We start from the raw sequence: 14524 nt of genomic DNA, 5'->3' as shown, positions 1-14524 counted from the left end.
GGCCCTTTTAGGAGTGGAATACTTGAATGAGATCGATGAGATCATCGTGACCGGAGGCAGGCCGCTACATGGAAGCGTCCGGATCCAGGGGTCAAAAAATGCGGCACTTCCGGTTATGGCAGCAGCACTCTTAAGCACCGGGACCAGTGTACTGCGGGGATGCCCGAGAATCAGTGATGTATATTTGATGGAAAAGATCCTGAAATATCTGGGGGCAGAAACCTGGTGGGAAGGTCAAGATCTTTATCTGGACTGCAGTCATGCGGACGGCACCATGATACCGGAGTGTTATTCCGGAAAAATGCGTTCTTCCGTGATCTTAATGGGAGCAATGCTGGGGCGGAGCAAAAAGGCACAGACAGGATATCCCGGAGGCTGTGTGATCGGGAAGCGGCCGGTGGATCTTCATATCCAGGTTTTGCGCCGCCTTGGGGCAGCTGTGGTGGAAAACGGCGGGATGATCCGGGCATCCTGTGGAAAACTCCGAGGCGCAGAGATGTTTTTTCAAAAAAGAAGTGTAGGCGCTACAGAACAGGGCATTCTGGCAGCGGTCCTTGCAGAGGGGAAAACAGTCCTTAACGGCTGCGCCTGTGAACCGGAAATTTATTGGCTTTGCCATTATCTTACCGGAATGGGGGCAAAGATCCGGATTCGTGAAAATGGCTGTATCTGTATTGAAGGGGTGGAGAAGCTTGAAGCTGGCGATGACTGCATTCCACCAGACCGTATTGTCGCCGGAACCTATCTCATGGCAGCGGCGGCAACCAGAGGAGAGATCATCCTGGAAAATCCGCCTCTGGAGGAAATGGATGGAATCCTGGACGTATATCGGAAAATGGGTGGACAATGCCGCAGGGTAGGTGGTAAACTAATAGTCAACGGAAAAAATACAGGTTTTCCCCTGGAGCTTCTGGAAACAGAAGTTTATCCGGGATTTCCTACAGACCTGCAGTCTCCTGCGATGGCGGTACTGGCCACGATCCCGGGAGTGAGCAGGATCCGCGAGAAGATTTTTGAAGACAGATATAAAACAGCTTCATGGCTCTGTAAAATGGGAGCACAGATCCAGATCCGGGATGGAGTTGCTGTGATATACGGAGGGCAGCCCCTGACCGGTTGTACTGTGGAAGCAGAGGAACTTCGCGGTGGTGCGGCACTTGTGATCGCAGCACTTGCCGCGCAGGGGATTACCAGGATCCGGGGCTGTTGTTTCATAGAAAGAGGCTATGAACATATCTGTGAGGATCTGACCGCACTGGGCGGTCTGCTGATAAAGGACAGAGGAACTTTATGAAAACATCAAAAAAAAAGCCACTGAAAGCAGTTGGCGGACTTCTTGTCCTGCTGCTGGCAGGAATTATTTTCTTTTTTACGTATTATCAGGTAGATGAAGTGCAGGTGATGGGCAGCAGCCATTATTCTGAAAAACAGATCAGGAAGATGGTGCTTAGGGGGCCGCTGGCATCCAATTCTGTTCTTGCACCGCTTCTTTATACTAAGCAGAACACAAAGGATGTTCCCTTTATAGAAGGCTATACCGTAACAAGGCTGAACCGGCACACCATCTGTGTCAGTGTGAAGGAGAAGGATATCGTTGGCTGTATCCCTTATCTGGACAGTTATATTTATTTTGACAGAAACGGTATTTTTGTGGAAGGATCCACGGAACGTAACGAAAAAATTCCGTTTTTTGACGGGATCAAAGTCAAAAAAGTGATCCAGAACGAGAAACTCCCCATCAAGGATGAAACGGTGATGAACACGGCAGTTGCTCTTTCTACTATTTTTGCAAAAAATGATAAGGTTCCGGATCACATTGAATTTGAAGACGACGGACAGATCAGTCTTGTTTACGGGGATATCACAGTTAAACTTGGAAAGGATGAATATCTGGAAGACAAAATGACCAGAGTTCTGGCTATCCTTCCGATGATTTCCGAAAAAAAAGGAATTCTCCATGCAGAAAATGTAAATGATAATTCCAAGAACATTACCCTGGAGCAGGAACAGGATGAGAGCCAGACTTCCGCAGAAAACTGGACCGGAGGCTATGATGAGGAAGGAAATTACACCGGAGAAGGCGAATACGACGAAAATGGCAACTATGTAGGACCGAAACCGCAGACGGATCTGGAGTATGCGCAGGAAAACTGGGTAGGTGGCTATGATGAAGAGGGAGATTACACAGGCAGTGGTGAGTACGATGCCAACATGACCTATGTAGGCGAAGCCCCCACAGAAGAAACCATGGCAGAAAAAGGAAACTGGAAGGGCGGTTACCGGGAAGACGGAGGCTATGACGGAGTCAGTGAATATGACCGTGATGGCAATTACGTAGGCACTCTGGAGGATTATCAGGCTTCGGCAGAAAGCTCCGGAGACGGAACAGACTCCGAAGATCCAGATGCTCAGAGTACGGATACCGGAGATACAGAAAATGAAGAAGACTCTTCAGACAGCAGTACGGACAGCACCGAGGAAGAGGCTGATTACAGCAGTGATCAGGAAGAAGGAGCTGAGGATTATGATGAAAATTCGTACAGCGATTACAGTGATGAGTCCGATTATGAGTAAAGATAAAAAAGCTTTCTTAATATATAGTACCAGTATTTGGACATTTTGCCAGAGATTGTTTTGTAAATGTTTCGGTTAATAGAAACAGTGCCGAAATTTAGTGAAAAAAGTATAAAAAAACAAAATTAATGGTTGATTAATTACCGAAAAAAATATATGATATAACTATGTGTATATGTAGCTTGGAATAGATTATTACACTGAATCGGATATCAGGTAGAAATAAAGGAGGAAGTACATTGTTAGAGATAATGACGAATGAGGCTGAGTCTTCTGCGAAAATTATTGTAATTGGAGTAGGCGGCGCAGGTAATAATGCGGTAAACAGAATGGTGGAAGAGGCCATTGGCGGAGTTGAGTTTGTAGGTGTTAATACCGATAAACAGGCTCTGACACTGTGTAAAGCTCCGACTGTACTTCAGATTGGTGAGAAAATTACGAAAGGTCTCGGCGCCGGTGCACAGCCGGAGGTTGGACAGAAGGCAGCTGAGGAGAGCATTGAGGAAGTTAAGAAGATCATCGAGGGAGCGGACATGGTTTTCGTTACCTGTGGTATGGGAGGCGGAACCGGAACCGGAGCTGCTCCTGTGATCGCCGGTGCGGCAAAAGAGATGGGTATCCTGACTGTCGGTGTTGTTACCAAGCCTTTCCGTTTTGAAGCAAAGACCCGTATGAACAATGCACTTGCGGGAATCGAAAATCTGAAGAAAGCAGTTGACACTTTGATTGTCATCCCCAATGACAAATTACTTGAAATCGTTGACAGAAGAACAACCATGCCGGAAGCACTGCGTAAGGCTGATGAGGTTCTTCAGCAGGCAGTACAGGGTATTACAGACCTGATCAATCTGCCGGCTCTGATCAACCTTGACTTTGCAGATGTGCAGACAGTCATGACAGACAAGGGAATCGCTCATATCGGTATCGGTGAGGCAAGAGGTGATGACAAGGCTATGGAGGCTGTACAGCAGGCGGTATCTTCTCCGCTTCTTGAGACAACCATCAAGGGCGCTACTCATGTGATCATCAACATTTCCGGAGATATTTCTCTTATGGATGCCAACGATGCTGCAAGCTATGTACAGGAGCTTACAGGTGAGGATGCAAACATCATCTTTGGTGCTATGTATGATGATTCTGTTGCAGATTATGCGAGAATTACAGTTATTGCTACAGGTCTTACAGACAATAACCTTCAGAACACACCATTTGGAAACAGAGCTTCCAATTCTGTATTCGGAAACACCAAAAAAACAAGCCAGTCACAGCCAGGCGGTATGAACCTTAACATGCCAAGCTTCAGCCTGCCGACTATGAATTCCACACAGTTTGGAACAAAGGCTCCTACAAGCACTGTTCAGAAAAAGGACATCCAGATCCCGGATTTTCTTAAGAACAGATAATAAATGAACAGGATAAGATCCGGCAGAGACTCCATCTGGAACGCTGCCGGATCTTTTTGACTTTCTGATCAAAAGAAACAGGAATGTCTGCTCTGTATGGAAACAGGATTTCTGTTCAGGATATCAGCATTCGCAGCTGAAAGTATCACATTTTGTATCACAGCAGCGATGCGCATTGGCACCGGATACATTGATGGAAGCTGCGGTGCATTTGCAGTGCTCATTGTAGGTGCAGTTGTGTGCTTTGCAGTCGATGTTAATGGTCTCACACCCACAGCAGGGATCTGCGGAATTTTTTACAGCACACTCTTCCTGGTCACGGAAGCTTTCACAGGCGGTGTCGTCCGCATAACGAGCATCTGCACCTTCGACACTGATGGATCCCCTGGAGCAGAGAGAATTTTTGTTATAGCAGCAGTTGTGTGCGGAGCATTTAAGACTTGTCATAAAAGTGTCCTCCTGATAATTATGATTTTACCGGAAACCGTCAGCCTGCCGGAATGCGCATCCTTTCTGATCGTCAGCACTGCGGTAAGGCTTGACAGATTCCGATGTTGCATAGTATGTCCGGAAGAAGAAAAATTTATACTCAAAAAATAAATACATAATAATATAAAAAACAGTTGACAAATAGCAGACACCATGGTATCCTCTTAAAGTACGTAGCGAAAAGAAAGCAGAGTTCACTCTCACCTCAGCGCTGAAGATAAGCGACTCAGGTCAATATTGCACAGTACTGCGGACGGGCCAACCATCAGTGCGCAGGTGTAATTATTTGAAGTGTGGACATCTGTCTGCGCTTTTTTTGTGCGGCTTAAGCTACATTAATGAGAAAGAAAAAAATAATTCTATCATGTTCATGGAGGTGTACAACAATTAGCGGTTTAATGATTAACGAACAGATCAGAGACAGAGAGGTACGCTTGATTGGTCCGGACGGAGCTCAGCTTGGAATCGTGTCCGCCAGAGAAGCGATGGCGAAAGCGCAGGAGGCAGGACTTGACCTTGTAAAGATTGCCCCACAGGCGAAACCGCCGGTATGCAAGATCATCGATTACGGTAAATACCGTTACGAGCTTGCAAGAAAAGAAAAAGAGGCCAGAAAAAAGCAGAAAACCATCGATGTCAAAGAAGTGCGTCTTTCCCCGAACATTGATACGAATGATTTGAAGACGAAGGTAAATGCAGCAAGAAAGTTCCTTAGCAAGGGCGACAGAGTTAAGGTTACACTTCGTTTCCGCGGAAGAGAGATGGCACATATGTCCAGCAGTAGGCATGTGCTTGATGACTTCGCAGATCTTCTGTCCGATATAGCGACTGTAGAGAAGGCTCCGAAGGTAGAAGGCAGAAGCATGACTATGTTTCTGACTGAGAAACGGTAGATATCTCAGTCTTCACGGCAACAGCCGGGCAGAACGGGATGCTATATAAAATTTAGAAGTACCAAATCAAGGAGGAATTCATAATGCCAAAAATTAAAACTTGCAGAGCAGCAGCAAAGCGCTTTAAAAAAACAGGTACAGGAAAATTAGTAAGAAATAAAGCCTACAAGAGCCATATCCTTACAAAGAAATCTCAGAAGAGAAAGAGAAATCTGAGAAAATCTACTGTTGTTGATTCTACTAATGTAAAGAGCATGAAGAAAGTATTACCATATTTATAAGATAGAGAAGACGAACAGGAGGAGAATTAAGAAATGGCAAGAATTAAAGGCGGATTAAACGCAAAGAAAAGACATAACCGTACATTAAAACTGGCAAAAGGCTACAGAGGAGCCCGTTCCAAACAGTATAGAGTAGCAAAACAGTCTGTAATGAGAGCTCTTACAAGCTCCTATGCAGGAAGAAAACAGAAGAAACGTCAGTTCAGACAGCTCTGGATCGCTCGTATCAACGCAGCAGCAAGAATGAACGGACTTTCTTACAGCAAAATGATGCACGGCCTTAAGGTTGCAAACATCGACATCAACAGAAAGATGCTTGCAGAGATGGCTGTTAACGATGCAGCAGGCTTCACAGCTCTTGCTGAGATCGCTAAGAAAGCAATCGCATAAGTAAAGTATTAAGAGACGAAGGAGTCCAGGGAATTTTTCCCTGGATTTTTTTGTAAAAAAATTCAGACAATTTGCCGAAAAACGACACAAGCTGTACAGCGGACAAGTGTCCGCGTTGTGCAATCAGACGAAAAACAACAGATAACTAAATTTGCCCTTGAAATAAAAAATATGCGATGCTATAATTTTACCATTAAACATTAGTAACGCGACAAAGCGCAGGAGGAGAGATTATTATGAAGAATTGGAAGAAAGTAATCGGCGTTGCATCAGCAGCAGCGATGACAGCAGCTATGATGATGCCTACGTCAGTTTTTGCAGCAGATGAGACATTTAAGATCGGTGTGATCGGACCGATGACAGGTGATTACGCACAGTACGGTACCAACGTATACAACGCAGCCAAGATCGCAGCTGATGAGATCAACGAGAACGGTGGATTCAACGGATATAAAGTAGAGATTCTTGACGCAGGTGATGACCAGGGAGATCCGGAGAAGGCTGTTAACGCATACAATGACCTGATCGATAAAGGAATGCAGATGCTCTGTGGAACTGTAACATCCGGTTCCTGTATCGCAGTAGGAGCTGAGGCAGCTGAGGATACATTCCTCTTCACACCATCCGCAACAGCACTTGACTGTATCACAGCAGGAACAAACGAGTTCCGTATGTGCTTCACAGACCCGGCACAGGGAACCAAATCTGCTCAGTACATTTCCGAGCACAAACTTGCAACGAAAGTAGCAGTACTTTATGATTCCGCTGCTGACTACAACTCCGGTGTACATGACGCATTCGTTGCAGCAGCTGCTGATGACGGACTTGAAGTAGTTGCAGATGAGGCTTACACAACAGACAGCAACACAGACTATTCTGTACAGCTTGCAAAGATCAAGAAGAGCGGCGCTGAGCTTCTTTTCCTTCCGAACTACTATTCCGACAATGCGCTGATCCTTCAGCAGGCATCTGAGGCAGGACTTGACATTAAATTCTTTGGTGTAGATGGCATGGATGGTATCCTCAATGTAGAGAACTTCGATAAATCCCTTGCAGAGGGTGTTATGCTTCTGACACCATTCTCCGCAACAGCTACAGATGAGAAGAGCCAGAACTTCGTAAAAGCATACGGCGATGCTCACAACGGTGAGATCCCGAACCAGTTTGCGGCAGATACATATGATGTACTTTACGCAATGCAGCTTGCAGCTGACGATGCAAAGATCACACCAGATATGGAAAATGCAGACATCAGTGCAGCAATGAGCGCATCCATGGCAAACATCGAGCTTGACGGACTTACCGGAAAAGCAAAATGGACCGAGGATGGCGAGTGTGATAAAGAGCCGAAAGCATTCGAGATCAAAGACGGTGCTTATGTAGAGATGAAATAAGTAATTTCTGTTAACGTTAGGGGTCAGGGGACGGTCACCTTTAGTGGGAACCGTCCCCTTTTTCCCTTATCAATAAACAATTAAAAGAGGTGCGTTATGAGTTTTATATCTTATTTAAAAGACGGCATCAGTCTTGGCAGTATCTATGCGATCATCGCACTTGGATATACCATGGTTTATGGTATTGCCAAGATGCTGAACTTCGCACACGGAGATGTTATCATGGTGGGAGCTTATATCATCCTTACCTGTATCACAAGAGGCGGCATGTCACCGATCCTTGCTGTGATCCTTTCCGTTGTGATCTGTACACTGCTTGGTGTTGTCATTGAGAAGGTAGCTTACAGTCCACTTAGAAAAGCTTCCTCAAACTTGGCCGTTCTTATCACGGCTATCGGTGTCAGTTATCTGCTTCAGAACCTGGCACTTCTGATCTTCGGCGCAGATGCCAAGAGTTTCGTAGCTGTTATCAAAGTTCCGTCCATCACACTGTTTGACGGTGAGCTTACCATCAAGGGAATCACCATCGTAACCATCCTTGCATGTATCATCATCATGGTGGGACTTTCTCTCTTTGTAAAAAAGACAAAACCTGGCCGTGCCATGCAGGCGGTTTCCGAGGACAGAGATGCGGCACAGCTGATGGGAGTTAACGTCAATGCGACAATTTCCCTCACATTTGCCATCGGTTCCGGACTTGCAGCGATCGCAGGCCTTCTGCTCTGTCAGACTTATCCGACACTGACTCCGTACACAGGAGCCATGCCTGGTATCAAAGCTTTCGTAGCTGCTGTATTCGGTGGAATCGGTTCGATTCCGGGAGCTATGGTCGGCGGCATCCTTCTGGGAATCATCGAGATCTTCGGAAAAGCTTATATTTCTTCCCAGGTTGCAGATGCGATCGTATTTGCAGTCCTGATCGTCGTGCTTCTTGTAAAACCTACCGGACTGTTCGGCAAGAACATCCAGGAGAAAGTGTAAGGTGGCCGATATGAAGAATATGAAAAACAAAACAACAAAAAATAACATGATCAACTATGGAATTGTCATTGTGCTTTTTGTGATCGTACAGGCACTTTCCTCAACTGGAAATCTTTCCAGACTTCTTATGGGACTTCTTGTTCCCCTTTGTGTTTATACCATTGCATCAGTTTCCCTGAACCTGGTAGTCGGTTTTTCCGGTGAGCTGAGCCTTGGACATGCGGGCTTCATGTGCGTGGGAGCTTTTTCCAGTGCCCTGTTTTCACAGGTTGTTGCAGACTCCATTCCGCAGGTTCCTCGCTTTATCCTTGCAATCCTTGTAGGTGCGGCAGTTGCAGCACTGTTCGGTGTGATCATCGGTATCCCGGTACTTCGTCTCCGCGGTGACTACCTGGCTATTGTTACACTGGCTTTTGGTGAGATCATCAAGAACCTGATCAATGTACTTTACATTGGCGTGGATGACAAAGGACTTCACGTTGCAACAAGTGCAGCCGGTCTTCATCTGGAAGCCGGCGGAAAGCAGATTCTCAAAGGTGCCCTTGGTATTTCGGGAACAGCAACTCTTTATAAAGATATCAAGAATTACTTTTTCCTGATCGGCGTGATCCTGCTTCTTCTCACATTGTTTATTGTACAGAACCTTGTAAACTCTAGAAGCGGACGTGCTATTATGTCAACCAGGGACAACCGTATTGCAGCGGAGTCTGTAGGAATCAATATCACCAGATATAAGCTGCTGGCATTTACCATTTCTGCAGCCCTTGCAGGAGTTGCAGGTGTGCTGTATGCACATAACCTTTCTCTTCTTAAGGTTTCTGTATTCGATTACAATATGTCCATTCTGGTACTTGTGTATGTAGTACTTGGAGGAATCGGAAATATCAGAGGATCTATCATTGCAACAATTATCCTCTATGCACTGCCTGAGCTTCTCCGTGGATTCGCAAACTACCGTATGCTGATCTACGCAATCGTGCTGATCATCATGATGCTCTTTAACTGGGCACCGGCAGCAAGAGACTGGAGAGCACGCATGGTAGAAAAATTCAAAGGCAAAAAAGCGAAAAAGGAGGTGGCCTGATCATGGCAATGCTGGAAGTAAATAATCTGTCTATCCAGTTCGGCGGTCTTCGTGCTGTTGACGGCTTTAATATGACCATTGAGAAGGGACAGCTCTATGGACTGATCGGACCTAACGGTGCCGGTAAGACAACGGTATTCAACCTTCTCACAGGTGTATACAAACCAACAGAGGGAATCATTAGACTGGACGGCCAGGACATCACCGGAAAAAGCACCATCGAGATCAACAAGGCCGGAATCGCCAGAACCTTCCAGAATATCCGTCTTTTCAAGGATATGCCGGTTCTTGACAATGTAAAAGTAGGACTTCACAATCATCATCCATATTCCACACTGACCGGGATCTTAAGACTGCCGAAATATTACAAGGTAGAAAAAGAGATGAATGAACGTGCCATGGAGATACTGAGGGTGTTTGATCTGGATAAGGAAGCAGACACTCTGGCAGGAAATCTGCCTTATGGTAAACAGCGTAAACTGGAGATCGCTAGAGCTCTTGCCACAGAGCCGAAGCTTCTTCTCCTGGATGAGCCGGCGGCTGGTATGAACCCGAATGAGACACAGGAGCTGATGGATACTATCCGTTTTGTGCGGGAGCATTTTGATATGACTGTTCTTCTGATCGAGCACGACATGAAACTGGTGGGCGGTATCTGTGAGGAACTTACAGTTCTGAACTTCGGTCAGGTACTGATCCAGGGTGAGACATCTGCAGTGCTGAAAGACCCGACGGTTATCACTGCATATCTGGGAGAATAAGGAGGAACGAGACAATGGCAATGTTGGAAGTAAAGGACCTCCAGGTCTATTATGGTGTGATCCAGGCTCTGAAGGGAATTTCTTTTCATGTAAATCAGGGAGAGGTTATTGCGCTGATCGGTGCCAACGGTGCCGGAAAGACAACCACACTTCAGACACTTACCGGAATTCTTTCTCCGAAGTCCGGAAGCATTGTGTTTGAGGGAAAAGACCTCACAAGAACACCAGCCCATAAGATCGTAGAAATGGGAATGGCACACGTTCCGGAAGGAAGACGAGTATTTGCGGATATGTCCGTTTATGAGAATCTTCTTCTTGGAGCTTACACAAGAAAAGACAAGGCAGAGATCGCAGAGAGCCTTGCTGGTGTATACAAGAGATTTCCGCGTCTGGAAGAACGTAAAGGACAGCGTGCCGGAACACTTTCCGGTGGTGAGCAGCAGATGCTTGCCATGGGACGTGCACTGATGAGCAGACCAAGGATCATTTTGATGGATGAGCCGTCCATGGGTCTGTCGCCGATTTTTGTAAATGAGATTTTTGACATTATCCGCGAGGTAAGTGAGAGCGGAACTACAGTGCTTCTGGTTGAGCAGAATGCGAAGAAGGCTCTTTCCATTGCGGACAGAGCGTACGTTCTGGAAACAGGAAGCATTACTATGGATGGAAAGGCAGAGGATCTTCTGAATGACGAGGCCGTTCAGAAGGCATATCTTGGAGAGTAGGGGGAAAGACATGGATAATTTCGTAATTACCATTGCAAGACAGTATGGAAGCGGTGGACGTACCATCGGAGAGGAGCTTGCAAAGAAATTAGGGATTTCTTACTATGATAAGGATATCATCCGTATGGCATCCGAGGAGAGTGGCATTCATGAGCAGCTTTTTGGAAGGGCAGATGAAAATGTCAGTACAAAGCAGAGATTTTTTGCAAAGTCCGGAATCTACAAGGGTGAGCTGATCCCGCCTCAGAGCAAGGATTTTACATCCGATGAGAACCTGTTTAATTATCAGGCAAAGGTGATCCGGCAGCTGGCAGAAACAGAGTCCTGTGTGATCATCGGACGTTGTGCAAATATGATTCTGAAGGATTATTCCAATGTTCTTCGTGTGTTTGTTTACGGAGACTGGGATTTCCGTATCCGTGAGGCAAGTAAGAAACTCAGCGGAACTACAAAGGATATTGAGAAATTTATGCATAAGGATGACAAACGCAAAGAAGATTTCTGCAAACGTTTCATGGGTGTTGACTGGGCAGACATGACGAAATATAATCTGTGCCTGGATAACGGTACCCTTGGTTATGAGAAATGCGTGGAGGAGATCGAGAGTGCACTTGAGATCCTGAAAAAATAAGACATATATCAGAGAATATTCCCCGGGAAAGAAAAGCCAAAAGTCTTTTCCCGGGGATTTTTTCATATATTGTGGAAAAGTATATTTGATCCGGCGGGAAATATGGATAAGCGAAAAAAATATTTCTGTGTAGTGGCAATGGTATTGATCCTGCTCAGCGGATATGGAAAAATCTCAGACAGTGCATTTCGGATGTGGGTGACCAGAATGATCGCCGGTGAGGGGATGCTCCGGCTGGTGGCGGCGCAGTACGGACAAAAAGCAGCAGAACCGGTGACTGAGACAGCTTCTGACAGAAGCGAAAAAGAGGATCGTCCACGTGTGGCTCTTACCTTTGATGATGGACCGCATGCAACATATACACCTCTGCTTCTGGATGGCCTGCGGAAGCGTGGAATCCATGCCACATTTTTTCTTATGGGAAAAAATATCCGGGGAAATGAGGAGATTGTAACGCAGATGCAGAGAGACGGTCATCTCATCGGTAATCACACGTATGATCACGTGCAGCTTGATAAGCTTCCCGGTGATCAGGCCTGTCAGCAGATCATAAAGACGAATAATGAGATCTACGAGATCACCGGAGAGTATCCCATGTATCTTCGCCCGCCCTACGGTGCCTGGCCGAAGGATCTGGAGCTCTGTGTGACCATGCTGCCGGTATTTTGGGATGTGGATACCCTGGACTGGAAATCAAAAAATGTCCGTTCTGTGGAAAATATCGTAAAAAGACAAGTGAAGGATGGCTCCATTATCCTGATGCATGACAGCTTTTCTACCTCCGTGGAAGCGGCCCTGGAGATTGCGGATATGCTTACGGAAGAAGGATATGACCTGGTAACTGCAGATCAGCTGCTGGTGATGTAACTGTGATTTGCCGAAAAGGCAGAAACGATTGCTTTTTTATGTGCAAACAGGTAAAATTATAAAAATAAGGAATCTGTCCGTATGCCGGAAACAAATGAAACGATCGTTGCCGGATACAGATCTATGAAAAGAATACGGATCGTGAATATCCGCTTTTTACAGAAAATACAGGAGTGAAAGCCATGGATTTATTTGAATACGCAAAGTCAAAAACGCTGGATCAGGAGTCACCTCTTGCATCCAGGCTGCGTCCGCGAACGCTGGATGAGGTGGTGGGACAGCAGCACATCGTAGGAAAAGATAAATTGCTGTATCGTGCCATAAAGGCGGATAAGCTGACATCTGTTATCTTTTACGGCCCTCCGGGAACCGGAAAGACCACCCTGGCAAAAGTCATCGCCAATACCACAAGCGCCAGCTTTACCCAGATCAATGCAACCGTAGCAGGGAAGAAAGATATGGAAGCAGTTGTAAAGCAGGCACAGGACGATCTCGGCATGTATGGGAAAAAGACTATTCTGTTCATTGATGAGATCCACCGTTTCAACAAGGGACAGCAGGATTATCTTCTTCCCTTTGTGGAGGACGGAACCATCATTCTTATCGGGGCCACAACAGAGAATCCATATTTTGAGGTAAACGGAGCGCTTCTTTCAAGATCGATCATCTTTGAATTGAAGTCCCTGGAGATACCGGAGATAAAGGAACTGATCTTGCGTGCGGTTAACGATCCGGAACGTGGAATGGGAAGCTATGGGGCGGTGATCGAGGAGGATGCTTTGGAATTTCTGGCAGATATGGCAGGAGGAGACGCCAGAAGCGCCTTAAACGCCATAGAACTGGGAATCCTTACCACACCCCGTGATACAGATGGTAAGATCCATCTGACCCTTGAGGTGGCTTCTGAGTGTATCCAGAAGCGGGTGGTGCGCTACGATAAGAACGGGGACAATCATTATGATATCATTTCTGCCTTTATCAAGAGCATGCGAGGCTCCGACCCGGATGCGGCAGTCTATTATCTGGCAAAAATGCTCTATGCAGGAGAAGATGTGAAATTTATCGCAAGAAGGATCATGATCCTTGCTTCCGAAGATATCGGAAACGCAGATCCCCAGGCCCTCTGCGTGGCAACGGCAGCAGCACAGGCAGTGGAACGTGTGGGAATGCCGGAGTCCCAGATCATTCTTTCCCAGGCAGTTACATACATGGCCTGTGCACCCAAGAGCAATTCTGCAGTAAATGCCATACAGGAAGCCATGCGCTGCGTGAAGGCGAAGAAGACAACCGTTCCGGTGCATCTGCAGGATGCCCATTATGGTGGCCACGAAAGTCTGGGTCATGGTATCGGATATAAATATGCCCATGATTATCCGAACCACTATGTAAAACAGCAGTATCTGCCACCAGAAATCAAAGGAGAACATTTTTACGAGCTCAGTGATATGGGATATGAAAAGAAACTGAAAGAGCATATGAAGAAGATCCACGAAGAAGCGAAATAAATGAATATAAGTAAAACGGAGGAGCCTCTCAGAGAAGCTCCTCCATTATTTTGTCATAAACATTCTGGTATTTATAAGGCCAGCTTTCACATACAGACTGTGCAGCAGCAAGATTTGGCACATTGATGCTGAGATCAACGATGCTGACGCCGCTTTCGATGATCCGCAGACGTACCGAGTAGCTACCCTCTTTGGTGGGATAGTAATCTGCAGGAGTCAGGAGATGTTCTTCGATCTTGCAGTGGAGGGAATTGAGATATTCTTCCACTTCTTTCTTGATGTCAGAGGAAAGTTCTTTGGAAAAATATTTCAGAGTGTTTTTTCCCTCGGAGGTCAGTCGATAGTAACTGCGGTTGGACTGTGAAGACATTTCCACCAGATCTGCCTCCACAAGTTCGGAAACTGCCTGCTGGAGCTGAAAATAATTGGTGTATTTCCGGTCCAGGATAAAATCGGTGATCTGGGAATTTGTGAGATCCCCATCGGAATTCTGCAGCATATATAAAATAATAAGCTTATAGGTTGTAAAAGGTGATGCCATAAGAA

The 14524-nt window shown here is 46.1% G+C and carries 16 protein-coding genes; 14 read left to right on the top strand and 2 right to left on the bottom strand.

What is annotated here, in order from left to right:
• The first annotated feature begins 13 nt into the window (after positions 1–13).
• From murA to ftsZ, 3 genes are all read left to right on the top strand, one after another.
• On the top strand, positions 14–1294 hold the full coding sequence (murA, locus tag NE638_RS04100; RefSeq protein ID WP_256137110.1) for a UDP-N-acetylglucosamine 1-carboxyvinyltransferase: 1281 nt from the start codon (positions 14–16) through the stop codon (positions 1292–1294).
• The gene (locus NE638_RS04095; RefSeq protein ID WP_022426894.1) at positions 1291–2574 is read left to right on the top strand and encodes a cell division protein FtsQ/DivIB; all 1284 of its coding nucleotides are present in this window, start codon (positions 1291–1293) and stop codon (positions 2572–2574) included. The genes murA and NE638_RS04095 overlap by 4 nt, the downstream gene beginning before the upstream one ends.
• A 251-nt stretch (positions 2575–2825) precedes the next feature.
• The gene (gene ftsZ / locus NE638_RS04090) at positions 2826–3977 is read left to right on the top strand and encodes a cell division protein FtsZ (RefSeq protein ID WP_015526094.1); all 1152 of its coding nucleotides are present in this window, start codon (positions 2826–2828) and stop codon (positions 3975–3977) included.
• Positions 3978–4100: 123 nt separating this feature from the next.
• Here the strand turns inward: ftsZ and NE638_RS04085 are convergent, their stop codons facing one another.
• Positions 4101–4424: a DUF1540 domain-containing protein gene (locus tag NE638_RS04085; RefSeq protein ID WP_021651645.1), complete on the bottom strand. Its 324-nt coding sequence runs from the start codon at positions 4422–4424 to the stop codon at positions 4101–4103.
• 440 nt (positions 4425–4864) lie between these two features.
• On the opposite strand from NE638_RS04085, the gene infC reads away from it, so the two are divergent.
• The 11 genes from infC (at position 4865) to NE638_RS04030 (ending at position 13978) form a co-directional block, all read left to right on the top strand.
• A complete protein-coding gene (gene infC, locus NE638_RS04080; RefSeq protein WP_015526092.1) occupies positions 4865–5359 on the top strand; it encodes a translation initiation factor IF-3 in 495 nt (164 codons plus the stop codon).
• A gap of 83 nt (positions 5360–5442) precedes the next feature.
• Positions 5443–5640, top strand: a complete 198-nt coding sequence (gene rpmI / locus NE638_RS04075; protein WP_021651646.1) for a 50S ribosomal protein L35 — start codon at positions 5443–5445, stop codon at positions 5638–5640.
• Positions 5641–5673: 33 nt separating this feature from the next.
• Complete coding sequence (gene rplT / locus NE638_RS04070) at positions 5674–6030, top strand: 50S ribosomal protein L20 (protein ID WP_015526090.1); 357 nt, start codon at positions 5674–5676, stop codon at positions 6028–6030.
• Positions 6031–6266: 236 nt separating this feature from the next.
• Entirely contained in the window at positions 6267–7424 is a 1158-nt protein-coding gene (locus tag NE638_RS04065; protein WP_015526089.1) for an ABC transporter substrate-binding protein, read from the top strand.
• A 96-nt stretch (positions 7425–7520) separates the two neighbouring features.
• Positions 7521–8405, top strand: coding sequence for a branched-chain amino acid ABC transporter permease (locus NE638_RS04060; RefSeq protein WP_015526088.1), 885 nt, complete (start codon positions 7521–7523; stop codon positions 8403–8405).
• A 10-nt stretch (positions 8406–8415) separates the two neighbouring features.
• On the top strand, positions 8416–9489 hold the full coding sequence (locus tag NE638_RS04055) for a branched-chain amino acid ABC transporter permease (RefSeq protein ID WP_173745804.1): 1074 nt from the start codon (positions 8416–8418) through the stop codon (positions 9487–9489).
• A gap of 2 nt (positions 9490–9491) precedes the next feature.
• On the top strand, positions 9492–10250 hold the full coding sequence (locus tag NE638_RS04050) for an ABC transporter ATP-binding protein (protein ID WP_147603281.1): 759 nt from the start codon (positions 9492–9494) through the stop codon (positions 10248–10250).
• A 14-nt stretch (positions 10251–10264) separates the two neighbouring features.
• Positions 10265–10975, top strand: coding sequence for an ABC transporter ATP-binding protein (locus tag NE638_RS04045; protein WP_015526086.1), 711 nt, complete (start codon positions 10265–10267; stop codon positions 10973–10975).
• A 10-nt stretch (positions 10976–10985) separates the two neighbouring features.
• Complete coding sequence (locus NE638_RS04040) at positions 10986–11606, top strand: cytidylate kinase-like family protein (RefSeq protein WP_110102931.1); 621 nt, start codon at positions 10986–10988, stop codon at positions 11604–11606.
• 102 nt (positions 11607–11708) lie between these two features.
• Positions 11709–12473 carry a polysaccharide deacetylase family protein gene (locus NE638_RS04035; RefSeq protein WP_147603280.1) on the top strand — a complete coding sequence of 255 codons (765 nt, stop codon included), beginning with the start codon at positions 11709–11711 and terminating at the stop codon, positions 12471–12473.
• A gap of 182 nt (positions 12474–12655) precedes the next feature.
• Positions 12656–13978: a replication-associated recombination protein A gene (locus NE638_RS04030; protein WP_173745803.1), complete on the top strand. Its 1323-nt coding sequence runs from the start codon at positions 12656–12658 to the stop codon at positions 13976–13978.
• Between the two features lie 28 nt (positions 13979–14006).
• On the opposite strand, the gene NE638_RS04025 is transcribed toward NE638_RS04030, so the two are convergent.
• Positions 14007–14519: a DUF4364 family protein gene (locus tag NE638_RS04025; RefSeq protein WP_059086750.1), complete on the bottom strand. Its 513-nt coding sequence runs from the start codon at positions 14517–14519 to the stop codon at positions 14007–14009.
• Positions 14520–14524 lie beyond the last annotated feature (5 nt).

The sequence above is a fragment of the Blautia sp. MSK.18.38 genome, assembly GCF_024460535.1.
GTDB lineage: Bacteria > Bacillota > Clostridia > Lachnospirales > Lachnospiraceae > Blautia_A > Blautia_A fusiformis.
The sequence above is the reverse complement of the archived record's forward strand: the minus strand, read 5'-3'. Positions and strand labels throughout refer to the sequence as shown.